Below are 21683 nucleotides of genomic sequence, written 5' to 3'. Positions count from 1 at the left end.
TGGCCTCGGTTCCATAGAAGGAGCCGAATGTCACATTGGGCCCCACACCCCGGGCCCACACCCCGGCCCGGTTACACGGCCAGGGCGAGGAGGGTGCCGAGGGTGGCTGCTTCGACGCAGGCGCCGAGCACGTCTCCTGTGATGCCGCCGAGCCTGCGGGTGCAGCGCAGCAGCAGGGCACCGGCGAGCAGGGCGGCCAGTGCGGCGGCGAGAGCCCCGCGCCACGGCGGCAGCCCGGCCGCCGCCGCGCCGAGCGCGGCCAGCGCGAGCATCGCCAGCGTGCTCAGGGCCGCCTGCCAGAGCGGGACGGAGCCGGCCACGGCCCCGCCGAGCCCGCCAGCTCGAGCCGCGGGTACCCCGCGCGCGCAGCACAGCACCAGGGTCTGCCTGCTCGCCAGCACGGCGACAGCCGCAGCCAGCACCCCGTGCCCCGCGGTTATCGCCCCCGCCAGTGCCGCGGCCTGTGCGAGCAGCACCAGCACCAGCGCGGCCGCCCCCACCGGCCCGGTGTCGCCGCGCCGCATGATCTCCAGCGCGCGCTGCCGGTCGTAGGACGCGCTGAGCCCGTCGGCGGTGTCGGCGAGGCCGTCCAGGTGCAGCCCCCTGCTGGCCAGGGCGAGCACGGCGAGCACGACCGTCGCGGTCAGCATGGCTGGCAGGCCAAGCGCCTGCCCCGCCCACACCAGTGCGGCGGCGAGCACGGCCGCCGGGACGACGGCCACGGGGGCGAGCAGCATCGCCCGCCGCGCCACCCGCGTGTCGATCGTGCCGGGCGCGGGCACGGGCAGCGCCGTGAGCGTGCCGACGGCCATGCGCAGGGGGTCGAACATCACCCGATGTCGAGGTCGGCCAGCGAGCCCATCCCGGCCAGCACCGCACGCGCGGCCCGCAGGGTCGGCACGGCCTGCACCGCCCCGCTGCCCTCGCCGAGCCGCAGCCCGAGGTCGAGGATCGGCTCCAGGCCGAGCGTCTTGAGCGCGAAGGCCTGCGACGGCTCGGTCGAGCGGTGGCCAGCGAGCCACCACCGCGCCGCCTCCGGGGCGATGTCGTGGGCGACGAGCGCGGCCGCGCAGGAGAACACCCCGTCCAGCAGCACCGGAACCGCGCGCCGCGCCCCGCCGAGCACGAACCCGGCCGTGGCGGCCGCGCACCCGCTGCCCAGCGCGGTGAGCAGGTCGAACGGATCCGACGCCCGGTCGCCCGCGCGCCGCAGCGCCGCGTCGACCACCGCCGTCTTACCGCTCAGGCCCGCCTCGTCGACCCCGGTGCCGGTGCCGACGACCTCCCCGGCAGGCAACCCCAGGCTCGCCGCCACCAGGGTCGCCGCGACCGTGGAGTTGCCGATCCCCATGTCCCCGGGAATGAGCAGCTGCGCGCCCGCGTCGACCGCCTCGTCGGCGATCCGGAGCCCGGCGTCGAACGCGCGGCGCGCCTCGCCGGGCGACAGCGCGTCCTCCGAGTCGATCGATCCCGAACCGCGCCGGATCTTGTGCCGCGCGACGGCCTCGGGCACCCCGTCGAGATCGTCGTCCACGGCGATGTCCACCACGCCGACCCGTGCCCCGACCTGCCCGGCCAGCACGTTCACCCCGCTGATACCACTGAGGAAGGCGCGCACCATGGCCGCTGTGACCTCCCGGGGGTAGGCGGACACACCGCTACCCGCCGCGCGCGTGACGCCGTGGTCCCCGGCGAAGACCACCACGCGCACGTCCTCGAGCTCGCGGGGAGGCACGCTGCCGTGCGCGGCCGCCAGCCACGCGGCGAGCTCCTCGAGCCTGCCGAGCGCGCCGACCGGCTTGACCAGCCCGTCGAGCCGGTCCTGGGCTGCGGTGCGCGCGCTCTCGTCGGGCACCGGGATGTCGAACTCGGTCATCGAAGTCCTCGCTCCTTCACGGTCGCTGCCGCGGCAGCTCGATGGCGCGCCCGGCGACCACGAACCGCACGCTGTCCGACGCGCCCGCCACGGTGCTGTTCACCGAGCCGAGCGCGTCGCGGAACAACCGGCCTGCGGGTGTCGCGGGCACCACACCGCTGCCGACCTCGTTGCTGACCGCGACAGCTGGCACGGTCAGACCCTGCCACGCCTCGACCAGCTCGGCCACGCGCTCGTCCACCCGCCGTCGCCACCGCTGGTCGCCGTCCCACGCACCGGCGTCGTCGAGTACCCGCGCGAGCCAGGTGGCCAGGCAGTCGACGAGCACAGGGGCATGCGCCCCGCGCAGCGCGGCAGGCAGGTCCGTGGTCTCGACCGTGTGCCAGCTCGCGGGCCTGCGCTCGCGGTGTGCCCTGACCCGTTCGGCCCATTCGGGGTCGTCGCCGTCCGGGACGTGCCCGGTGGCAATGTAGACGACCTCGCCGTGCCGCGACACCATGCGCTCGGCGAGATGTGACTTTCCCGACCGGGCGCCGCCGAGCACGAGCACCCTGCGAGGAGGGGCGACGGTGGTGGCCACGCGGTCCAGCTGCCGTGCAAGCGCACCGAGGGCGCCACCGGCGATGCGGCGCGCGGGTGAGAGGGCCATGGCAGGCATTGTTCCAGTGCCGGCAGCAGGCGGGGATCCGGCTGGCACCCCGCCGGTTCGGCAGGTGTGACCGTGGCCGCGCGCACAATTGCGAGGAGGGTGGAGCCCGCATAGTGTTTGCCTCGGGCCGGCCCGGACAGCCACCACACGGGGCTGCCGGACGGGTGGCCGGGCGGGACGCTCCTCCGCCGGGCCGTGTGGCCGGCCCGATGTACTGGGGCCACAGGACGCAGGGAGGTACGTGTGCCACTCGACCCGGTCTTCGACCAGCTGCTGAGGACCATGCCCCCGCTGGTCGGCGAGTCCGACACGGTGGATCAGGTGCGGAGCAAGTTCGCCGAGGTCGCCGCGAGCCCCGCGGTCACCGACGCGGCACCCGCCGTCGGCTCGGTTCGCGACGTGACCGTGCGCGGGGGCGACGGCCCGGTCGGCGCGCGCGTGTACCGCCCGGACGGCGAGGGCGAGATGCCGACGGTGGTGTACTTGCACGGGGGCGGCTACGTCGTCGGCAGCGTGGACACCCATGACCTGGTGTGCCGGGAGATCTGCCGGCAGGTCGGGGCCGTCGTGGTCAGCGTGGAGTACCGGCTGGCCCCGGAGCACCCCTTCCCTGCCGGGCTCACCGACTGCGTCGAGGCCACCCGGTGGGTGGCCGAGCATGTATCCGAGCTGGGCAACGACCCCGCGCGCATCGCGGTGGCGGGCGACAGCGCGGGCGGCACGTTCGCAGCCGTCACCGCCCAGGAGCTCGCGCTCGACGAGGACGGGCCCGACCTGGCCGCGCAGCTGCTGATCTACCCGGCCACCGACGTCAGCAGGGACTATCCCTCCCGCGCGGCGTTCAACGAGGGCTACTTCCTGGACAGGGCGGCGCTCGAGCTCTTCGCCGAGGCCTACGTCACCGATCTCGCGCTGCTCACCGACCCGCGGATGTCACCGATCCTGCACCCCAAGCTCGCCCAGCTGCCCCGGACGATCGTGGTCACCGCGGAGTTCGACCCGCTGCGTGACCAGGGGGAGGCCTACGCCGGCGAGCTGCGCGAGGCGGGCGTGGCCGTCGAGGAACGGCGATTCGACGGCCTCATTCACGGTTTCCTGCACTTCGGACCGTTCGTACCCGCCGCGGGCGAGGCTATGGCCGAGATCTGCGCCTCGTTGCGGCAGGCGCTCGGGGTCGCGCGGTGACGACTCGTGGCCTGCCGACCGCGGTCGGACTCGCCGCCGGGTACGTCGCCGACGCGGCCTTCGGCGACCCGCGCCGTGGCCACCCGGTCGCCGTGTTCGGCAGGGCGGCCCTCACGCTCGAACGCGGTGTGTGGGCCGACTCCCGCGCGCGAGGTGCCTGCTACACGGTGGCGGGGGTGACGGCGGCGACGGCGCTCGGCGTGGCCGTGCGGGTCGCGACCGCGCGGTCCCCGCTGGCGCGGGCCGCGGCGACCGGGCTCGTGACATGGGCCGTGCTGGGCGGCCGCGGGCTCGCCTCCGAGGGGGAGACGATGGCGGTACTGCTCGACGAGTCCACATCGGATGGTGACCTCACCGCGGCCCGTGCCCGGCTGTCCCACCTGTGCGGCAGGGACGCGCGCGAGCTGGACGCCGGCGGGCTGGCTCGCGCCGCGACCGAGTCGATCGCCGAGAACACCTCCGACGCGGTCGTGGCACCGCTGCTGTGGGGCGGCGTCGCTGGCGTTCCCGGCATGCTCGCCTACCGCGCGCTGAACACGCTCGACGCCATGGTCGGGCACCGGTCGCCCCGCTACCGCCGGTTCGGGTGGGCAAGCGCGCGCGGCGACGACCTCGCCAACGTGCTGCCCGCGCGGTTCAGCGCGACCGCCACGGCCGCCTGCGCGCCACTCGTGGGCGGGCGCCCCCGCGCTGCCCTGCGCGCGTGGGCGCGGGACTCGGCGCGGCACCCGAGCCCGAACGCCGGCCCCGTCGAGGCCTCCTTCGCGGGCGCCCTCGGCGTGCGGCTCGGCGGGCTGAACCGTTACGGGGCCGCGGTCGAGGACCGTGGCCAGCTCGGTACGGGACCGGCCCCGGGGCCCGGCGACCTGCGCCGCTCGGTCCGGCTGTCCCGCGCCGTCGGCCTGGCCGCGCTGGCCGGTGGCTGCGTGGCCGCGCTGCTGCGGGGAGCCGTCGCGGAACGGGGGGTGCGGCGGTGAGCGGGCTGCTGGTGGCCGGGACCACATCGGACGCGGGTAAGAGCCTCGTGGTGGCCGGGATCTGCCGGTATCTCGCCAGGCAGGGCTACACCGTGGCGCCGTTCAAGGCGCAGAACATGTCGAACAACTCGATGGTCTGCCCGGACGGCGCCGAGATCGGGCGGGCGCAGTGGCTGCAGGCACGGGCGGCCGGGGTGACGCCGGAGGCCGCGATGAACCCCATCCTGCTCAAGCCGGGCTCCGACCGGCGCAGCCACGTCGTGGCGCTCGGCAAGCCGTACGGCACGCTCGACTCGGGTGAGTACGCCACCGGCAGGTCCGCGCTCGCCGAGATCGCGCACGGCTCGCTCGCCGAGCTGCGCGGCCGGTTCGACGCGGTGATCTGCGAGGGCGCGGGAAGCCCCGCCGAGGTCAACCTCCGTTCCGGCGACTACGTGAACATGGGGCTCGCCAGGCGGGCCGGACTGCCCGTGCTCGTCGTCGGCGACATCGACAGGGGAGGGGTGTTCGCCGCCATGTTCGGCACCCTCGCCCTGCTCGACGCGGCCGACCAGCGGCTGGTCGCGGGATGGGTGGTCAACAAGTTCCGTGGCGACCTCGGGCTCCTGCGCCCGGGACTGGACAGCCTCGCCGGTGCCACCGGCAGGCAGGTGCTCGGCGTGCTGCCGTGGGTCGAGGGCGCGTGGATCGACTCGGAGGACGCGCTGGCCGCGGCGGGGTGGGAGCGCGACAGCGCCGCGCAAGCCGGGAACGGCCGTCCGCTGTCCGTCGCGGTCGTGCGGTTCCCCCGCGCGTCGAACGCCACCGACGTGGACGCGCTCGCCGCCGAGCCGGGCGTGTCCGTCTCGCTGACCGCCGACCCGGACACCGTACGCACCAGCGACGTCGTCGTGTTGCCCGGAACCCGCGCCACCGTGGACGACCTGCGGTGGATGCGCGAGCGGGGGATCGCCGACGCGGTGCGCGCGCGTGCGGGAGCCGGTGCGCCCGTGCTCGGTATCTGCGGGGGACACCAGATGCTGGCGGGAACCATCCACGACGAGTGGGAGTCGGGGGAGGGGACATGCCCCGGGCTGGGACTGCTACCGGCGACGGTGCGCTTCGCAGGCGACAAGGTGCTCGGCACCCCGCGCGGCTCCTGGCGGGGGCATTCCGTGGAAGCCTACGAGATCCATCACGGCAGCGCGACGCTCGACAGGGGCGACGGGCGAGCCGCCGAGGTGGAGACATTCCTGGACGGCTGGCGCCACGGAGCCGTGTGGGGGACCACCTGGCACGGTGCCTTCGACAACGACGGGTTCCGGCGGGCCTGGCTGGCCGAGGCCGCCGCCCAGGCCGGTCGTCCGTGGGAGCCCGAACACGGCGCGCCCGGCTTCGGGCAGCTGCGGGACGCGATGCTGGACCGGCTCGCCGACGCCGTCGGCGAGCACCTGGACACCGTGGCGTTGCTCCGGCTGGTCACCGGGGGCGCGCCGGACGGGCTGCCGTTTGTGCCGCCCGGCGCGCCCCCGGTGGGTTAGCTAGCCCCGGCCTGCCGGAGTCCCGTCGCCTGCGCGCTCGCGGACGCGTGCGCGGGTAGCGAGCGCTGCGCCAGCGCACCGAACGCCACGCCGAGCACGACCCAGAACACCACGAGGTTGCCGAGCGCGGCTACCCGGAAGTCCCACAGCAGCTCAGCGGGGAAGCCGTCGGCCTCGTCGAAGCCCGGTAGCAGCACGCCGGAGACCGTCACCACGGCGAGGTAGCCCGCCGTGAGGGCGATGCCGGTGTTGAAGCCGCCCCACCTGCCGGTGAGCCGGGTGGCGACGTACAGCGCGATACCGGCAGCGACCACCGAGATCGCCAGCAGTCCGAAGTAGGCAGCCGTGCGCGCGTTGACGCTGGAAGCCTCGCCGACCCCCGGAGGGTTGGCTGGGTAGGCCAGGAACGGAACCAGCGACACGGCCAGGAACGCACCGGTGGCGAGCACCGCCGCGTAGGCGCGCGGGCTCCACGCGCCGAAGCGCCCGTAGGCCAGTGCGAACAGCAGGGAGAACAGCCCGCCGATGGCCACACCGTAGGCGGCGTGCGCCACGAGCAGCCCGAACGTGCTCTGTACCCCTCTGCCGACCAGCGGGTCACCGTGATCGTGCCCGTGCGCGGCCGCCTCCTCGACCTCGATCGCGGCGTCCATCAGGGGCTGGCCGACCACGTATGCGAAAACGGCCGCGACCACACCGCCGAGCAGACCGGCGAGCAGGCCGCGGACCAGCAATGTCCGCATCATGTGAGGTGACTCCTTCCCCTCAGTGGCAGGGGAAGGCCATCAGGTGCCTCCCGTCGTGCAGGAACTCGTGCACGTAGCCCTCGGCCATCAGTGTCATCGCGTTGTTGTCCGTGCTGACGAAGTACAGCGCGGCCAGTGCGAGCACGCTGACCAGGATCGCGTACGGCAGGATCTCCCTGATCGGGATGCTGACGGGTTGCGGGGCGGGAATCGCGACCGCCTGTGTCATGATGTTCGACCTCCTCGGGCTCGTGCGGCCCTGTTGGGGCGGATCGACGGCGAGCCGGGTCTGACTCCCGTGCGGGACGGTTACAGTGGCGCGACCGTGCCGGACTCTCACCGGCTTCCGGCTGCCGTCGGACAGCGCTCCCAGCGTAGGGTTCCGGGTGTGTTCCGGGCAACGTGACAGCTCGCACCCGGTGCGGCGGGGCGCGCGGGTACGCGTCGTGCTCACCGGTGCCCGCGGAGTTCGCGGGCGCGGCGGCGGGACCGGCTGGTCCGCGCGAACACCCACACGCGAAGCAGGACGAAACGCACGAGCCCGAACACCAGCGCCGCGGCGACGATCGTCGTGGTCTGCTGAGCGGCGGACGGATCCGGCACCACCAGCTGCAGCACGGCCAGCGCCGTGGAGCTGTACGTGGCGTAGAAGGCGATGGTGACCGCGATCGCGACCAGACGCCGGAGCCTGGAGCTGCCGCGCGCGTTGAACGTGACGTAGTGATGGAACTCGGTGTTGGCCACCGTCGAGACCACGATCGCGCTGATGTTGGCCGGGTAGGTGCCGAGCGGTTCGCGCAGCAGCAGGAACAGTCCGGCGTGGATACCCGTGGCCGCCACACCTGCCGCGACGTACCACGTGCCCTGCCGCAGCAGCTGGACCAGCAGCGGTGACCGTGTGACCCACTGCCGCACGGCTCGCGACAGCGACGTCAAGGCCAGCATGTCGCCGAAGGTACACGGGCCCGGCCGGGGCCGTGAGCGCGGTCGGCGCGCCTCGCGGGCGCGGCGACGACGGTCACGGGCTGCGGCGCCACGCCAGCCGGGTCATCGTCGCTGCCACGGCAGGAAGCGGCCTCCTGCCGCGGTCCGCTGCCTCCGGAGCCGACTCGGGCATGATCCGGTAGATGGTGTTGGCGACCAGCCGGGACACCCGGGGACTCAGGCGGCCCGCGAGCTCGGCGGCGTTGCCCGCGGGCAGGCTCAGGATCACCGGCCGGCGGACGAGAGCCTTGAGCACGAGCTTGCCGGCCGAGGAGGCGCTGATCGTGGGCAGCGTGCGGTACACCCCTGTCGGCGCGATCATCTCGGTGCGCACCAGCGGCATACGCAGCGACGTGAACGTCACGCCGTCGACGAACGTCTCCCTGCCGGCGGCGAGCCCGAACTCCTCGAGCGCGGCCTTGGAGGCGAGGTAGGCAGAGAACCGTGGCGTGTCCGTCTCCAGACCCTGGCTGGTGATGTTGACGACGTGCCCGAACCCGCGCCGCTGCATCGACGGCAGCAGCCCGAGCACCAGCCGGACGTGTCCGAAGTAGTTGATCGCCATGGTGCGCTCGAAGTCGTGGAACCGCTGCGTGGACAGGTGCACCGACCGGCGGATGGAGCGGCCCGCGTTGTTGACCACCATGTCCACCCCGCCTACCTCGTCGAGCACGTTCTTGACCAGGGTGTCCACCGACTCGCCGTCGGTGAGGTCGCAGGGGAACGCGTGCGCCGTGCCGCCGGATTCGCGGATGCGCTCGCACACCGTGTCGAGCTCGTCGCCCCGGCGCGCCACCAGCACGACGGACGCCCCCTCGCCTGCGACCTGCTGCGCGGCCGCCCGCCCGATTCCGGAGGACGCCCCGGTGATGAGCACGGTGCGCCCGTAAAGGGCGCCTCGCGGGTCCCGGCGGCGGGTGCGGTCGGTGTCGAGGTGCTGGGCCCAGTACCGGTAGAGCGGGCCCGCGTAGTCGGCGAGCCGGGGCAGCTCGATCCCGGTGCCTGCCAGCGCGTCCCGTGTGGCCGCGGTATCGAAGCGCACGGGCGTGGACAGGTGCGGAAGGACCTCGCGCGGCACGCCGAGTTCGGCGAGCACCGACGCGACGGCTTCACCCCCGTTGCGCGTCGACTCCACCGCCGAGATCACCCGCTTGCCTGCCCTGCCCGCGGCGGCGCGCAGGACCGTCGAGACGCGCTCGGGTGCCACCGCGGCGATGCGGGGCGCGCCGGCAGCGCGGGCGAACGCGTTGTAGACCTCGTTCAGTGACTGGGGTTCGGCGGCGCCGAGGTGGTAGGTGGTCCCCGAGGGCGCCTCGCGATGCATCAGGTACGCCATCGCGTCGACGACGTAGTCCACCGGCACCAGGTTGGTGGCGCCGAGGTCGATGCCGGGCAGCGGGAGCCGGGCCGGCAGCGCGGCCAGCCGCGAGATCGCGGGCAGGAAGTAGTACGGCCCGTCGATCTTGTCCATCTCCCCTGTCCGCGAGTCACCGACCACAGCGGACGGCCGGTATACCGTGACCGGGGCGCTGCGCTGCCCGCGCACCAGCTTCTCCGCCTCGAACTTGGTGGCGTGGTACGGCGACGGCAGGGACTGGCCGAGGTCGAAGTCGGCCTCGGTGAAACGTCCCGCGTGGTCTCCTGCCACCGCGATCGAGGAGACGTGGTGCAGGCGCGGAGACCCGAGCCGTTCCACCAGCTCGATGAGGTTGCGGGTGCCGGTGACGTTCGCCGCGGTGTTGGCCTCCTCGCTCGCGGTGAAGTCGTAGATGGCTGCCAGGTGGACGACGTGGTCGACGGGCCCGAGCGTCGCCGGGTCGACACCCAGCGAGCTCTCGGTGAGGTCGCCGGGGACGGGGACGAGGGCCTCCGGCCGGTCGAGCGTGGCCGCGAGCTCGGTGAGCCGGTGTTTCGACGACGGGCGAACGAGCGCGTACACCGTCGCGGTGGCGTCCCGTTCGAGCAGCCGTGTGACGAGGCGACGTCCGATGAAGCCGGTCGCGCCGGTGACGAAGTACGTGGGCATGCTCGACCTCCTGGGGCGGGAACAGGCGAGCTCGACAATACCTACTCGCGAGTAGGTAACGCTAGCCGGTCATCCCATCCGGCTCCGGTCCGACCGCCGGGTGGAGGTCCGGGAAGTCGCGCCCGGTTAGTGCGTGCGGGCGTCGTTGGCGTCCTCGGTGCTGATCACGGCGTCCCGCAGGGCCGCGCGCAGCTTGCCGACGTCCAGCCTGGTCAGTACCGCTGACTCGCCCGGCGGGGCGATGAGCACGACCTTGCTCTCGCTGGCGAACACCGTGATGTTCCGCCGTCGGCCTGCCAGGTCTCGGCAGGCGATCGTCCAGGTATCTCGAGCAGACATGATGCTGATTCCTCGCGGGTCGTCCAGCCCTTTTCGACAGGTGTGACGGCGCCGTTGCGTGATCGTGACGCCACGAGGCGCATCAGTTCTGCCGGATCCCCCGGAGGGCGGACGGTGGTGGGCGTGTCGCATGATCGCGCAGAATGGCCCCCACTGCTCGCCCGTCGCTGGCAGGATTGGACCCGACCAGGACGAACCGGAGGTGGGCGATGGAGCGCGGCCAGAAGCAGGCCGTCCAAGCATGGGAAGCGTTGTTCCGCTCGCAGGTCACGTTGCTGCGGCGGTTCAAGGCGAACTTCCGTACCGCCGAGATCAGCCTCTCCGAGTACGACGTGCTCTACAACCTGACCCTGTTCCCCGGTGCCCGGCTCCGCCTGAACGAGCTCAACGAGCACATCCTGCTTGCCCAGCCCAGCCTGAGCAGGCTGATCGAGCGCATGGAGGCCGACGGTCTGGTCCGCAGGGAACGCGATCCCGCGGACGGTCGCGGCACCCTCGTGGTGCTCACCGAGCACGGGCTGGTCGTGCAGCGCAGGGTAGGCCGCGCGCACGCCGACGCGATCGCCGCCTACGTCGGTGGCGCGCTCAACGAGGAGGAGCTGCGGGTCCTGGAACGGCTGTGCAACAAGCTCCGCGCCGCGCAGTCGACCATCGCGAACTGACCGGACCTACGCCGACCCGCGCCGACTTGCACCGACCGGCACCGTCACGCGCGCACGCCCGCCCGCCTGCGCAGCAGCACGACGAGCCCTGCCCAGGAGACGAGCACCACCACGGCCGAGGCCGCCCAGAGCAGCTCGATGTGCTGCTGCGGGTACACGATGTTCGCGAGGTAGTGCTCGATGAACCCGTTGCCGGCGCCGCGCTCGCCTGCCTCCGCGCGGAAGTGGTTCTCCAGCGGCGTCAACGGGCAGGTGAACCCGAATGTGACGATCGTGACAGCCCAGGCGGTGGCGATCGCGTGCGGCACGATCGCGCGGGGCCACCGCCAGGCCAGGAACCCACCGAGCAGCACGTAGGCCAGGAAGGCCAGGTGCACGCTCATGGTGGCGTCCGCGAGGACGCGGTACATGCCCTCATTGTGCCCCGATATCCTGGACCCCGGTATGTCTACATCACGACCGGCAGGGGCCGTCACCGGCAACGGTCCCGTCACAGCCGGTGACCTCCGCGAGCGCCTCGACGGCCTGCTGATCAGTGACCGGCACCGGCTGCGCCGCCGGATCGACGGGACCCGCAAGCTCTCCGACCAGGAGGCCCTGCGTTCCACCCTGGCGACGATCGCCGAGGACGTCGCTGCCGCGGAGCGGCGCGTCGCCGCCCGCCGCGCCGCCGTGCCTGCCGTCGACTATCCCGCCGAGCTGCCGGTCAGCCAGCGTAGCGAGGACATCGCCGCGGCGATCCGGGACAACCAGGTCGTGATCGTGGCCGGCGAGACCGGTTCCGGCAAGACGACGCAGCTGCCCAAGATCTGCCTCGAGCTCGGCAGGGGTGTGCGCGGCATGATCGGGCACACCCAGCCACGGCGTATCGCGGCCCGGTCGGTGGCCGAGCGCCTTGCCGCCGAGCTGCGTACGGAGCCGGGCGGCACGGTCGGCTGGAAGGTGCGCTTCACCGATCGCGTCGGGGACGACACCCTCGTCAAGGTCGCCACGGACGGCATCCTGCTCGCCGAGATCCAGCACGACCCGATGCTGCGCGCCTACGACACCCTCATCATCGACGAGGCGCACGAGCGCAGCCTGAACATCGACTTCCTGCTCGGCTACCTGAAGCGGCTGCTGCCGCGCAGACCCGACCTGAAGGTGATCATCACATCGGCCACCATCGACCCGGAACGCTTCGCACGGCACTTCGGCGGTGCGGCCGAACCGGCGCCGGTGCTGGAGGTTTCCGGGCGCACGTACCCCGTCGAGGTGCGGTACCGGCCGGTCGTCGACCCCGACGATCCGGATGCCGATCCGGACAGGGATCAGGTCCAGGCCATCAGCGACGCGGTCGACGAGCTCGCCGCGGAGGGGCCGGGGGACATGCTGGTGTTCCTGTCGGGCGAGCGGGAGATCCGCGACACGGCCGAGGCGCTGTCCGCGCGGAAGCTGCCGAACACCGAGATCCTGCCGCTGTACGCCCGGCTGTCCAGCGCCGAGCAGCAGCGTGTGTTCCAGTCGCACCGGGGCAGGCGCATCGTGCTGGCCACCAACGTCGCCGAGACCTCGCTGACGGTGCCGGGGATTCGCTACGTCATCGATCCGGGCACCGCCAGGATCTCGCGGTACAGCAACCGGCTGAAGGTGCAGCGACTGCCGATCGAGCGCGTGTCGCAGGCCTCGGCCGACCAGCGCAAGGGGCGCTGCGGGCGTATCGGTCCCGGTATCTGCGTCCGGCTGTACCCGGAGGAGGACTTCGCCGCGCGACCGCGGTTCACCGACCCGGAGATCCTGCGCACCAACCTCGCCTCGGTGATCCTGCAGATGACTTCGGCCGGGCTCGGCGACATCGCCGAGTTCCCGTTCCTCGACCCGCCGGACACCCGGCAGATCACCGACGGCGTGCAGCTGTTGCGCGAGCTCGGAGCGCTTGAGGAACGCGGCGAGGGCAACGGTTCCCGCGGGGCGGGCGCGCACTCGGCCCACCGGATCACCCCTGTCGGGCGCAAGCTGGCGCGGTTCCCGCTCGACCCCCGTATGGCGCGCATGGTTCTGGAGGCCGAGCAGCACGGCTGTGCCTACCACGTGATGGTCGTGGCGGCCGCGCTATCCATTCAGGACCCCCGGGAGCGTCCTGCCGAGCACACCGGTGCCGCCGATGCCGCGCACGGCCGCTTCACGCACCCGAGGTCCGACTTCCTCGCGCTGATCAACCTCTGGGAGCACCTGCGCGCGCGCCAGAAGGAGAACTCGAACAGCAAGTTCCGCAAGCTCTGCACGGCCGAGTTCATCAACTACCTACGGGTGCGCGAGTGGCAGGACGTGTACAACCAGCTGCGCGAGACAGCGAAGTCGCTGGGCATCGACGTGACCAAGCGCGAGCTCGACTACGCAGAGACCACAGACTCCGGGTACCAGCGCATCCACAAAAGCCTGCTGGCCGGCCTGCTGTCGCACGTCGGCCTGCGGGACGCCACCAAGAAGGACTACCTGGGGGCCCGCGGCGCGCGGTTCGCGATCTTTCCCGGATCGGCGCTGTTCTCCAGCAGCCCACGCTGGGTCATGGCGGGCGAGCTGGTCGAGACCTCACGCCTGTGGGCACGGGTGGTCGCCGGGATCCAGCCGGAATGGGTGGAGCAGCTCGCCGGGCACCTGGTGCGGCGCACGTACTCCGAGCCGCACTGGGAACGCAAACGCGGTGCGGTGATGGCCTACGAGAAGGTGACGCTCTACGGCATCCCGATCGTGGAGGGGCGCAAGGTCACCTACTCCGGCGTCGACCCGCAGCTGTGCCGGGAGCTGTTCATCCGGCACGCGCTCGTGGACGGTGACTGGGACACCAACCATCGCTTCTTCAAGCACAACGCCGAGCTGCTGGCCGAGGTCGCTGAGCTGGAGGAGCGGGCGCGCCGCAGGGACATCCTCGTCGACGACGAGGCGCTGTTCGAGTTCTACGACAGCCGCATCGGATCCGAGGTCGTCTCGGCCCGCCACTTCGACACCTGGTGGAAGAAAGCCCGGCGGCAGCAGCCGGACCTGCTGGACTTCACCAAGGCGATGCTGATCAACTCCGGCACGCCCGGCGTCGACGAGAACGATTACCCGACGACGTGGCGGCACGGCAGGATCGAGCTGCCGGTGAGCTACCAGTTCGAGCCCGGAGCCGACGCCGACGGTGTGACCGTGCACATCCCGCTCGCCGTGCTCAACCAGGTCGCCGACTCCGGAGCGGAGGCGTTCGACTGGCAGGTGCCGGGGCTGCGCGAGGACCTGGTCACGGCATTGATCAAGTCCCTTCCCAAGCAGCTGCGTCGCCACCTCGTGCCCGCCCCCGACACGGCGCGTGCCGTGCTGACGCGGCTCACGCCACACGAGGAACCGCTCGGCCGGGCACTGGCGCGCGAGCTGTGCGCGATGTACGGCGTCGACATCCCCCCGGACGCCTGGGACTACTCCAGGGTGCCCGAGCACCTCACCATCACGTTCCGGGTGGTCGACGAGCAGGATCGCGTGCTCGGCGAGGGCAAGGATCTGCAGGCCCTGCGGGCCGACCTCGCGCCGCGGTTGCGTACCGAGCTGTCCAAAGCGGGCGGTGACATCGAGCGAAGCGGCCTGCGGGACTGGGCGATGGACGAGCTGCCCCGCTCGTTCGACGGTTCCGGGGACGACTCAGCCTCCGGTGCGGTGCGGGGTTTCCCCGCGCTCGTCGACGCCGGGGAGGCCGTCGATGTCCGGGTGCTGGCGACACCGGCCGAGCAGCGGGCCGCGATGGCCGAGGGAACGCGCAAGCTGGTGCTGCTCAACGTGCCGTCCCCGCGCAAGGCGCTGCGCGGAACGCTGTCGAACACCGCCAAGCTCGAGCTGGCGAACAACCCGCACGGCGGGGTCGGCGGCCTGCTCGACGACTGCACGCGGTGCGCAGCGGACAAGCTGATCGCCGAAGCGGGAGGCCCCGCATGGGACGCCGAGGGCTTCGCGCGGCTGACCGAGGTGGTGCGTGCCGGTCTGGAGTCGACGGTCGCCGAGACCGTGGAGCGGGTCCGTGGGGTGCTCGTCGCCTGGCATCGCGCCGTGCAGGCCGTCGAGCAGCTGCCCCGAGCGGCCTTCGCCGAGGCCCGTGCCGATATGTCCGCGCAGCTGTCCCGCCTGGTCTACGACGGGTTCGTCGCGGACGCGGGCTGGTACCGCCTGCCCGATCTGGAACGCTACCTGCGCGGTATCGAGCGCCGGGTGGACAAGCTCGCGACCGCGGCCGACCGCGACGCCGAACGGATGCGCATCGTGGCGGAGCTCGAGGAGGACTACCGGCGGTGCCGGGAGGACCGGGCCGGGTACCGCAGCGCGGGCCCGCTCGCCGAGGTCGGTTGGATGCTCGAGGAACTGCGGGTGAGCTTCTTCGCGCAGACCCTCGGTACCGCTCATCCCGTCTCCGAGAAGCGGGTGCGCCGCGCCCTCGACGACGCTTGTGCTGAATGACGCTGTCCGTCCGTCTCGTGGACGGACAGCGTCATTCAGCACACCTGGCCGGGGGGTGTTGCCCGGGGCGCAAAAATCTACTCGCTAGTAGGTAATGTGAGTCATGCCCTGGATACGGGACGGTCGGTTCGCTAGGGTCGCCAGGGATACCGGCGGTACGAGGCGTGCGATGCCAACGGAGGTGCAGCGGATGAGCCCGACGACACTGCTGAAGGACGCGGTGCACAAGGCCAGTGTCCTGGGGCGCAGCGTTGTGGTGCTGCGGCGCTCCGGGCTCGTCGGGCGACCCGACGAGGGGATCAGGTCGTTGCTGGCCATCCGCAAGTACGGCCCGTTCGCCGGCGTGATCGACATGGGCGCCCGGGAGCACGGCGACTCGGTCGCGCTGGCCGACGAGCTTGGCGAGCTGACCTACGCCCAGCTGAACAAGCGGGCGAACGCGCTTGCCCGCGCGCTGGCGACGCGGGGCGTGCGTTCCGGAACCGTGATCGCGGCGCTGTGCAGGGACCACCGCGGGCTGGTCACCGCGATGGCCGCTTCCGGCAAGCTCGGCGCGAAGCTGCTGATGATGAACACGGGCTTCGCCAAACCGCAGCTCGCCGATGTCACCAGGCGCGAGGGTGTCAAGGCGCTCATCTACGACGAGGAGTTCACCGACCTGCTCGACGCGGTGGACCCGCACGTGGATCGTTACCTGGCGTGGGTGGACCAGGACAGTACCCTGTCGGACCGCTCGATCCCTGTTCTCGAGGAGCTCATCGCCAGCACGGACGACCAGCCGGTGGACACGCCGGACCAGCCGGGCGGGTTCATCCTGCTCACCAGCGGCACCACCGGTACCCCGAAGGGCGCGCCCCGGGAACGCACCTCCCCGCTGGCCTCCGCGCAGTTCCTGGACCGGATCCCGCTGCGCAAGGGGGGCGTCACCTACATGGCGGCGCCGATCTTCCACGGCACGGGGCTGTCCCAGGCACTGCTGTCCTGGGCTCTCGGCTGCAAGGTGGTGCTGACCCGCAAGTTCGATCCGGAGGACACCCTGCGGCGCGTCGCCGAGCACCGGAGCACCGCGCTCGTCGTGGTTCCCACGATGCTGCAACGCATCGTCGACCTCGACCCCGGCGTGCGTGCCAAGTACGACACGTCCTCGCTGCGTATCATCTTCGCCGCGGGCTCGGCGATCCCCAGCGATGTCGTCACCCGGACCATGGACGTCTTCGGTGACGTGCTCTACAACCTCTACGGCTCCACCGAGGTGGCCGTCGCCAGCGTGGCGACACCGGATGAGCTGCGCGCCCATCCCAGCACCGCGGGAAAGGCGCCCGTCGGCTGCCGGGTCGAGCTCTATGACGAGCAGGGCAACAGCGTGACCGAGCCGGGCCGGATCGGTCGTATCTTCGTCGGCAGTGGGCTGAGCTTTCAGGGCTACACCGACGGCAGGAACAAGGAGCTCATCAACGGGCTGCTCTCCAGCGGGGACGTCGGGTACTTCGACGAGCAGGGACTGCTGTTCGTGGTGGGCCGCGACGACGACATGATCGTCTCGGGCGGGGAGAACGTCTTCCCGCTGGAGGTGGAGAACCTGCTTGCCGAGCGTTCGGACGTGCTGGAGGCTGCGGTCGTCGGGGTCGACGACGAGGAGTTCGGGCAGCGCCTGAAGGCCTGTGTCGTGCTGGCCGAGGGCGCGCAGACGGACGCCGAGGAGATCAAGAACTACGTCAAGGCCAACCTGGCGCGCTACAAGGTGCCGAGGGAAGTGGTGTTCCTGGACGTCCTGCCGCGCAACGCCACCGGCAAGCTGCTCCGCAACGAGCTGTCCGGGGCGTAGCGCTAACGTTCCGGCCCGGCTCGCTGCCCGGCGAGGTCTACCGCCTGCCGTAACGTCCCGGTGAGCAGCCGCAACACCTCGGCACGGTCGCCGACCGCGTGCCGGGCCCAGGTCAGTCCGAGCTCCTCGGCGAAGGACCACCACGCGGTCACCGCGGCGCGTTCGAGCTCGCTCGGCTGCTCGATCCCGAGCGTGCCGATCAGCTGCCCGGCCAGCGTCGCCCGGGTCTCCTCGAAGATCTCCCTCGCCCAGTCCTCGGCGCCCGAGCTGCGCAGCAGCGCCAGGTACGGCTCGTGCCTGCGTTCGAGGAAGTCGAGGTACTCGGTCAGGACCGCCTCGATCGTGCCCGCGCGCCCCGTGGAGTCCTCGCGAACCCACATCGCGCGCAGCAGCCGCCTGCTGGCCGCGCGGATCACCTCGGCGTAGTAGTCCCGCTTGGTGGGGAAGTAGTGGAAAAGCAGGCTGCGCGATATCCCGGCGCTTGCGGCCACGTCGTCGACGGTGACCTGGTGCAGCGGGCGCCGCGTGAGCATCTCCAGCCCGATACCGATCAGCTGCTCGCGCCGCTGGGCGGGGTCCTGCCTGCTGCGCCGTGTCGCGCTCCGCCCGGTGCCTGCCGGAGCGGGCCGTCGTGTCATGGACCTCCCTTCGCAGCCTGTTGAGCAATGCTCGATAGCTACTGTAGCGTGTGCCGACATGGACTTCTCGCCATCGCAGGTGGCTGCCGAGTACCGGAGCCGGGTCGCCGAGTTCATCACGCGCGAGATCGAGCCGGTCGAGGCGGAGTACCACCGGGCGCTGCGCGGCCTGGACGATCCGTGGGTGGTCCTTCCCGTCATCGACCAGCTCAAGGGCAAGGCGCGCGCCGAAGGGCTGTGGAACCTCTTCCTTCCCCCGGCATCGGACGGCAGCGGGATGTCGCATGTGGATTACGCTCCGCTCGCCGAGCTGATGGGCCGCTCGTTCATCGCGCCGGAGATCTTCAACTGCAACGCACCGGATACCGGTAACGCCGAGGTGTTGCTGCACTACGGGAGCCAGCACCAGCGCAAGCACTGGCTCGAACCGTTGCTGGAGGGGCGGATCCGCTCGGCCTTCTGCATGACCGAGCCGGATGTCGCCTCGTCGGACGCGACGAACATGGCCGCGACGGCGGTACCCGACGGCGAGGATGTCGTGCTCAACGGCCGCAAGTGGTTCAGTACCGGGGTCGGCCACCCGAACTGCGGCTTCGTGATCTTCATGGCGGTGACGGACCCGGACGCGCACCGGCACGCGCGGCACTCGATGGTGATCGTGCCGACGGACGCGCCTGGCTTCCGGGTCGAGCGGATGCTTCCCGTGTTCGGTTACCGGGACGAGCCGTACGGGCACGGCGAGGTCACCTTCACCGATGTGCGCGTCCCGCGCGAGAACGTCGTCGCAGGGCTCGGGCGCGGTTTCGAGATCGCGCAGGGCAGGCTGGGGCCGGGACGGGTGCACCACTGCATGCGGTTGATCGGGCTCGCCGAGCGGGCGCTGGAGCTGGCGCTGCGGCGCGGAACCGAGCGGGTGGCTTTCGGCAAGCCGCTGGCCAACCTCGGTGGCAACCGGGAACGGATCGCCCGCGCGCGGATCGAGATCAACCAGGCGCGGCTGCTGGTGCTGCACGCCGCGTGGCTGCTCGACACCCAGGGCATCGCGGGGGCGTACTCCGAGGTGTCGCAGATCAAGGCCGCCGTTCCGGAGACGGCCGAACGAGTGATCGACATGGCGATGCGCATGCACGGCGCCGCGGGCTTCACCGACGACGTCCCGCTGGCGGCCGCTTTCGCGAACGCGCGCTCGCTGCGCATGGCCGACGGCCCGGACGAGGTGCACCTCGGGGTCGTGGCGCGCAACGAGCTCGCGCCGTACCAGGAAGCCGCGCGCGCACGCGACGCGGCGGGAGCGGACTCGACGGAGAAAGGTGCCGGATGACACGGGGACGGACCAATATCGTAATAACCGGGGCGAGCTCCGGCCTCGGTGAAGGGATGGCGCGGGAGTTCGCGGCGAAGGGCTGCAACCTCGGCCTGTGTGCCCGCCGCACGGACCGGCTGGACGAGCTCGCCGCGGAACTGCGCCGTTCGTACCCGGACATCACCGTGGTCACCAAGAAGCTCGATGTCTGCGACCACAACGCGGTGTTCGAGACCTTCGGCGAGTTCCGCGCCGAGCTGGGGTCGCTGGACCGCGTGATCGCCAACGCGGGGCTCGGTAAGGGGCAGCCGATCGGTACGGGCTACTTCGAGGCGAACAGGCAGACGCTGGAGACCAATGTCGGTGGGCTGCTTGCCCAGTGCGAGGCAGCCGTCGAGATCTTCACCGAGCAACGCTCCGGGCACCTCGTCGTGGTCTCCTCGGTAGCCGCCGTGCGCGGCATGCGGGGTCCCGTCACGGCCTACGCCGCGTCCAAGGCCGCGGCCGCCTCCCTCGCGGAGGGCATCCGGTCGCAGCACCACCGCGGGCCGATCACCGTGACCACGCTGTACCCGGGCTACATCGAGTCGGAGATGACCGGACGGGCGGGTAAGACCCCGCTGATGGTGGACGCGAACACGGGAGCCAAGGCGCTGGTCTCGGCCATCGAGAAGGAACGCCCGAAGGCCTACGTGCCGTGGTGGCCGTGGACGCTGCTGGCACAGGTCCTGCGTTTCGCCCCGTTGGGATGGGTGAGGAAGCTCTCGTGACAGACGTGTTCGACAAGCCCGGTGCTCTCCGCGAGGAGGACGCCTTCGACACGGACGCACTGCACGCCTGGCTGAGCGAGCGGGTGGCAGGGCTGTCCGGCCCGCCTGCCGTGCGGCAGTTCTCCAGGGGCGCGTCCAACCTCACCTACCTGCTGACCTACCCCGACCGGGAGCTCGTCCTGCGCAGGCCGCCCGCCGGGGTCAAGGCAGCCTCCGCGCACGACATGAGCAGGGAGTACCGCGTGCAGGCCGGGTTGAGACGCGAGTTCCCGTACGTGCCGGACGTGCTCGCCTACTGCGACGACCCTGGCGTGATCGGTTCGGAGTTCTACGTCATGCGGCGCCTGCCAGGCATCATCCTGCGCAGCGACCTCCCGGACGGGCTCGAGCTCGGCGAGGAAGGGGCGAGGGACCTGTCGAGACGGTTCGTCGACACGCTCGTCGAGCTGCACAACGTGGACGTGCACGCGGCGGGGCTCGCCGACCTCGGTAAGGGCGCCGGGTACGTGCGCAGGCAGATCGGCGGTTGGTCGGACCGGTACCGCAAGGCACGGACGGACAACGTCGGCGACTTCGAGAGCGTGATGAGCTGGCTGGACGCCAACCAGCCGGACGACGTCCGGATCTGCCTGATCCACAACGACTTCCGCTTCGACAACATCGTGTTCGACGCCCCGGAGAGCATGAACGTCGTCGGCGTGCTCGACTGGGAGATGGCCACGCTCGGCGACCCGCTGATGGAGCTCGGCGCCACGCTGGCCTACTGGGTGCAGGCCGACGACGACGAGGTCATGCACAGCAGCAGGCGCCAGCCAACGCACCTGCCCGGCATGCTCACCAGGGACGAGGTGGTCGCCCGCTACACCGAGCGGACGGGGCTCTGTCCGGAGAACTGGACGTTCTACGAGGTCTACGGGCTGTTCCGGCTCGCGGTGATCATCCAGCAGATCTACCGGCGCTATCACGACGGGCACACCACGAACCCCGCGTTCGCCGACTTCTGGATGTTCGTCGGCTACCTCGAGTGGCGCTGCGAGCAGATCATCGCGGGCCACCGTCCGGGGGGAACGGCCTGATGGGTGCGATCTACCTCGTCCGGCACGGCCAGGCGTCGTTCGGCTCGCACGACTACGACGCGCTGTCCGAGCGGGGACTGCGGCAGGCGGCTGTGGTGGGAGACGAGCTGCGGCGCAGGGGTCCGCGCGTCACCCACGTGCTCAGCGGCACGATGCGGCGCCAGCGCGACACGGCGGACGCCGCGGGTTTCGACGCGCGGCAGGATCCCCGCTGGAACGAGTACGCCCATCAGGACGTGCTCGCCGCGCACACCGCGCTCGACGGTAGCGAGCTGGCCGATCCCCGCACGTTCCAGGCCGCGCTGGACTCGGCGCTGGAGCAGTGGGTCCGGGCGGGTTCGGCCGTCGACGGGGCCGAGGGGTGGCCGGAGTTCGCCTGCCGCGTGCACGCCGCGTTCGACGAGGTACTCGGCTCGCTCGGTAAGGGGGAGAACGCGGTGGTGTTCACCTCGGGTGGCGTGATCGGCGCGCTCGTGGCGCGGGTGCTCGGCCAGCGGGCCGAGACGTTCATCGGCCTGCACAGGGTGACCTGCAACGGGGGGATCACCAAGCTCGTCACGGGTCGCTCGGGGACCAACCTGGTGTCGTTCAACGAGCACGGCCACCTGGAGAACGACTCCGCCGATCTGTTGACCTATCGCTGACG

General features: G+C 71.6%; 20 protein-coding genes. 10 read left to right on the top strand and 10 right to left on the bottom strand.

The window, feature by feature from the left end; genetic code table 11:
- Positions 1-71: 71 nt before the first annotated feature.
- The 3 genes from H0B56_RS14230 to cobU are packed head-to-tail and all read right to left on the bottom strand — an operon-like array spanning position 72 to position 2525.
- The gene (locus H0B56_RS14230; RefSeq protein WP_180893501.1) at positions 72-830 is read right to left on the bottom strand and encodes an adenosylcobinamide-GDP ribazoletransferase; all 759 of its coding nucleotides are present in this window, start codon (positions 828-830) and stop codon (positions 72-74) included.
- Positions 830-1876 carry a nicotinate-nucleotide--dimethylbenzimidazole phosphoribosyltransferase gene (gene cobT, locus H0B56_RS14225; protein WP_180893500.1) on the bottom strand — a complete coding sequence of 349 codons (1047 nt, stop codon included), beginning with the start codon at positions 1874-1876 and terminating at the stop codon, positions 830-832. The genes H0B56_RS14230 and cobT overlap by 1 nt, the downstream gene beginning before the upstream one ends.
- Before the next feature lie 16 nt (positions 1877-1892).
- Positions 1893-2525, bottom strand: coding sequence for a bifunctional adenosylcobinamide kinase/adenosylcobinamide-phosphate guanylyltransferase (gene cobU, locus H0B56_RS14220; RefSeq protein WP_246361113.1), 633 nt, complete (start codon positions 2523-2525; stop codon positions 1893-1895).
- A 243-nt stretch (positions 2526-2768) separates the two neighbouring features.
- Between cobU and H0B56_RS14215 the strand changes: the two genes are divergently transcribed.
- The 3 genes from H0B56_RS14215 to H0B56_RS14205 are packed head-to-tail and all read left to right on the top strand — an operon-like array spanning position 2769 to position 6207.
- The gene (locus H0B56_RS14215; protein ID WP_180893498.1) at positions 2769-3710 is read left to right on the top strand and encodes an alpha/beta hydrolase fold domain-containing protein; all 942 of its coding nucleotides are present in this window, start codon (positions 2769-2771) and stop codon (positions 3708-3710) included.
- Complete coding sequence (locus H0B56_RS14210; protein WP_180893497.1) at positions 3707-4687, top strand: cobalamin biosynthesis protein; 981 nt, start codon at positions 3707-3709, stop codon at positions 4685-4687. Before H0B56_RS14215 ends, H0B56_RS14210 begins: the two co-directional genes overlap by 4 nt.
- On the top strand, positions 4684-6207 hold the full coding sequence (locus H0B56_RS14205) for a cobyric acid synthase (protein ID WP_180893496.1): 1524 nt from the start codon (positions 4684-4686) through the stop codon (positions 6205-6207). Before H0B56_RS14210 ends, H0B56_RS14205 begins: the two co-directional genes overlap by 4 nt.
- Here the strand turns inward: H0B56_RS14205 and H0B56_RS14200 are convergent.
- The 5 genes from H0B56_RS14200 to H0B56_RS14180 form a co-directional block, all read right to left on the bottom strand.
- Positions 6204-6953: a CbtA family protein gene (locus H0B56_RS14200; protein WP_180893495.1), complete on the bottom strand. Its 750-nt coding sequence runs from the start codon at positions 6951-6953 to the stop codon at positions 6204-6206. The two genes, H0B56_RS14205 and H0B56_RS14200, sit on opposite strands and share 4 nt — an antisense overlap.
- Before the next feature lie 19 nt (positions 6954-6972).
- The gene (locus H0B56_RS14195) at positions 6973-7182 is read right to left on the bottom strand and encodes a CbtB domain-containing protein (protein WP_180893494.1); all 210 of its coding nucleotides are present in this window, start codon (positions 7180-7182) and stop codon (positions 6973-6975) included.
- 221 nt (positions 7183-7403) lie between these two features.
- Entirely contained in the window at positions 7404-7898 is a 495-nt protein-coding gene (locus H0B56_RS14190) for a GtrA family protein (protein WP_180893493.1), read from the bottom strand.
- A 73-nt stretch (positions 7899-7971) separates the two neighbouring features.
- Positions 7972-9963, bottom strand: coding sequence for an SDR family oxidoreductase (locus H0B56_RS14185; protein ID WP_180893492.1), 1992 nt, complete (start codon positions 9961-9963; stop codon positions 7972-7974).
- 126 nt (positions 9964-10089) lie between these two features.
- Positions 10090-10302, bottom strand: a complete 213-nt coding sequence (locus H0B56_RS14180) for a hypothetical protein (RefSeq protein ID WP_180893491.1) — start codon at positions 10300-10302, stop codon at positions 10090-10092.
- A 143-nt stretch (positions 10303-10445) separates the two neighbouring features.
- Here H0B56_RS14180 and H0B56_RS14175 point away from each other — a divergent pair, with 143 nt between their 5' ends.
- A complete protein-coding gene (locus H0B56_RS14175) occupies positions 10446-10964 on the top strand; it encodes a MarR family winged helix-turn-helix transcriptional regulator (RefSeq protein ID WP_246361112.1) in 519 nt (172 codons plus the stop codon).
- Between the two features lie 44 nt (positions 10965-11008).
- On the opposite strand, the gene H0B56_RS14170 is transcribed toward H0B56_RS14175, so the two are convergent.
- Positions 11009-11374, bottom strand: coding sequence for a DUF2784 domain-containing protein (locus H0B56_RS14170; protein WP_180893490.1), 366 nt, complete (start codon positions 11372-11374; stop codon positions 11009-11011).
- A 34-nt stretch (positions 11375-11408) separates the two neighbouring features.
- Here H0B56_RS14170 and hrpA point away from each other — a divergent pair, with 34 nt between their 5' ends.
- Positions 11409-15425: an ATP-dependent RNA helicase HrpA gene (hrpA, locus tag H0B56_RS14165; RefSeq protein ID WP_180893489.1), complete on the top strand. Its 4017-nt coding sequence runs from the start codon at positions 11409-11411 to the stop codon at positions 15423-15425.
- A 190-nt stretch (positions 15426-15615) separates the two neighbouring features.
- Positions 15616-17250 (top strand): acyl-CoA synthetase, encoded by a 1635-nt coding sequence (locus tag H0B56_RS14160; protein ID WP_180893488.1) that lies wholly within the window; start codon positions 15616-15618, stop codon positions 17248-17250.
- 2 nt (positions 17251-17252) lie between these two features.
- Here the strand turns inward: H0B56_RS14160 and H0B56_RS14155 are convergent, their stop codons facing one another.
- A complete protein-coding gene (locus H0B56_RS14155; protein WP_180893487.1) occupies positions 17253-17888 on the bottom strand; it encodes a TetR/AcrR family transcriptional regulator in 636 nt (211 codons plus the stop codon).
- A 58-nt stretch (positions 17889-17946) separates the two neighbouring features.
- Between H0B56_RS14155 and H0B56_RS14150 the strand changes: the two genes are divergently transcribed.
- The 4 genes from H0B56_RS14150 to H0B56_RS14135 are packed head-to-tail and all read left to right on the top strand — an operon-like array spanning position 17947 to position 21681.
- Positions 17947-19209 (top strand): acyl-CoA dehydrogenase family protein, encoded by a 1263-nt coding sequence (locus H0B56_RS14150; protein ID WP_180893486.1) that lies wholly within the window; start codon positions 17947-17949, stop codon positions 19207-19209.
- Positions 19206-19961 (top strand): SDR family oxidoreductase, encoded by a 756-nt coding sequence (locus tag H0B56_RS14145; RefSeq protein WP_180893485.1) that lies wholly within the window; start codon positions 19206-19208, stop codon positions 19959-19961. Before H0B56_RS14150 ends, H0B56_RS14145 begins: the two co-directional genes overlap by 4 nt.
- Positions 19958-21037: a phosphotransferase family protein gene (locus tag H0B56_RS14140; RefSeq protein ID WP_343063892.1), complete on the top strand. Its 1080-nt coding sequence runs from the start codon at positions 19958-19960 to the stop codon at positions 21035-21037. The genes H0B56_RS14145 and H0B56_RS14140 overlap by 4 nt, the downstream gene beginning before the upstream one ends.
- Positions 21037-21681 carry a histidine phosphatase family protein gene (locus H0B56_RS14135; RefSeq protein ID WP_180893483.1) on the top strand — a complete coding sequence of 215 codons (645 nt, stop codon included), beginning with the start codon at positions 21037-21039 and terminating at the stop codon, positions 21679-21681. Before H0B56_RS14140 ends, H0B56_RS14135 begins: the two co-directional genes overlap by 1 nt.
- The last annotated feature ends 2 nt before the right edge of the window (positions 21682-21683 follow it).

Origin of the sequence: Haloechinothrix aidingensis (genome assembly GCF_013450155.1) — a bacterium.
GTDB lineage: Bacteria > Actinomycetota > Actinomycetes > Mycobacteriales > Pseudonocardiaceae > Haloechinothrix > Haloechinothrix aidingensis.
This window is presented reverse-complemented; position numbering and strand designations above follow the sequence as displayed.

Coding starts and splice junctions, on each gene's coding strand:
- H0B56_RS14230 (WP_180893501.1), bottom strand. CDS start 830: ATGTTCGACCCCCTGCGCATGGCCGTCGGCACGCTCACGGCGCTGCCC.
- cobT (WP_180893500.1), bottom strand. CDS start 1,876: ATGACCGAGTTCGACATCCCGGTGCCCGACGAGAGCGCGCGCACCGCA.
- cobU (WP_246361113.1), bottom strand. CDS start 2,525: ATGGCCCTCTCACCCGCGCGCCGCATCGCCGGTGGCGCCCTCGGTGCG.
- H0B56_RS14200 (WP_180893495.1), bottom strand. CDS start 6,953: ATGATGCGGACATTGCTGGTCCGCGGCCTGCTCGCCGGTCTGCTCGGC.
- H0B56_RS14195 (WP_180893494.1), bottom strand. CDS start 7,182: ATGACACAGGCGGTCGCGATTCCCGCCCCGCAACCCGTCAGCATCCCG.
- H0B56_RS14190 (WP_180893493.1), bottom strand. CDS start 7,898: ATGCTGGCCTTGACGTCGCTGTCGCGAGCCGTGCGGCAGTGGGTCACA.
- H0B56_RS14185 (WP_180893492.1), bottom strand. CDS start 9,963: ATGCCCACGTACTTCGTCACCGGCGCGACCGGCTTCATCGGACGTCGC.
- H0B56_RS14180 (WP_180893491.1), bottom strand. CDS start 10,302: ATGTCTGCTCGAGATACCTGGACGATCGCCTGCCGAGACCTGGCAGGC.
- H0B56_RS14175 (WP_246361112.1), top strand. CDS start 10,446: ATGGCCCCCACTGCTCGCCCGTCGCTGGCAGGATTGGACCCGACCAGG.
- H0B56_RS14170 (WP_180893490.1), bottom strand. CDS start 11,374: ATGTACCGCGTCCTCGCGGACGCCACCATGAGCGTGCACCTGGCCTTC.
- hrpA (WP_180893489.1), top strand. CDS start 11,409: ATGTCTACATCACGACCGGCAGGGGCCGTCACCGGCAACGGTCCCGTC.
- H0B56_RS14160 (WP_180893488.1), top strand. CDS start 15,616: ATGAGCCCGACGACACTGCTGAAGGACGCGGTGCACAAGGCCAGTGTC.
- H0B56_RS14155 (WP_180893487.1), bottom strand. CDS start 17,888: ATGACACGACGGCCCGCTCCGGCAGGCACCGGGCGGAGCGCGACACGG.
- H0B56_RS14150 (WP_180893486.1), top strand. CDS start 17,947: ATGGACTTCTCGCCATCGCAGGTGGCTGCCGAGTACCGGAGCCGGGTC.
- H0B56_RS14145 (WP_180893485.1), top strand. CDS start 19,206: ATGACACGGGGACGGACCAATATCGTAATAACCGGGGCGAGCTCCGGC.
- H0B56_RS14135 (WP_180893483.1), top strand. CDS start 21,037: ATGGGTGCGATCTACCTCGTCCGGCACGGCCAGGCGTCGTTCGGCTCG.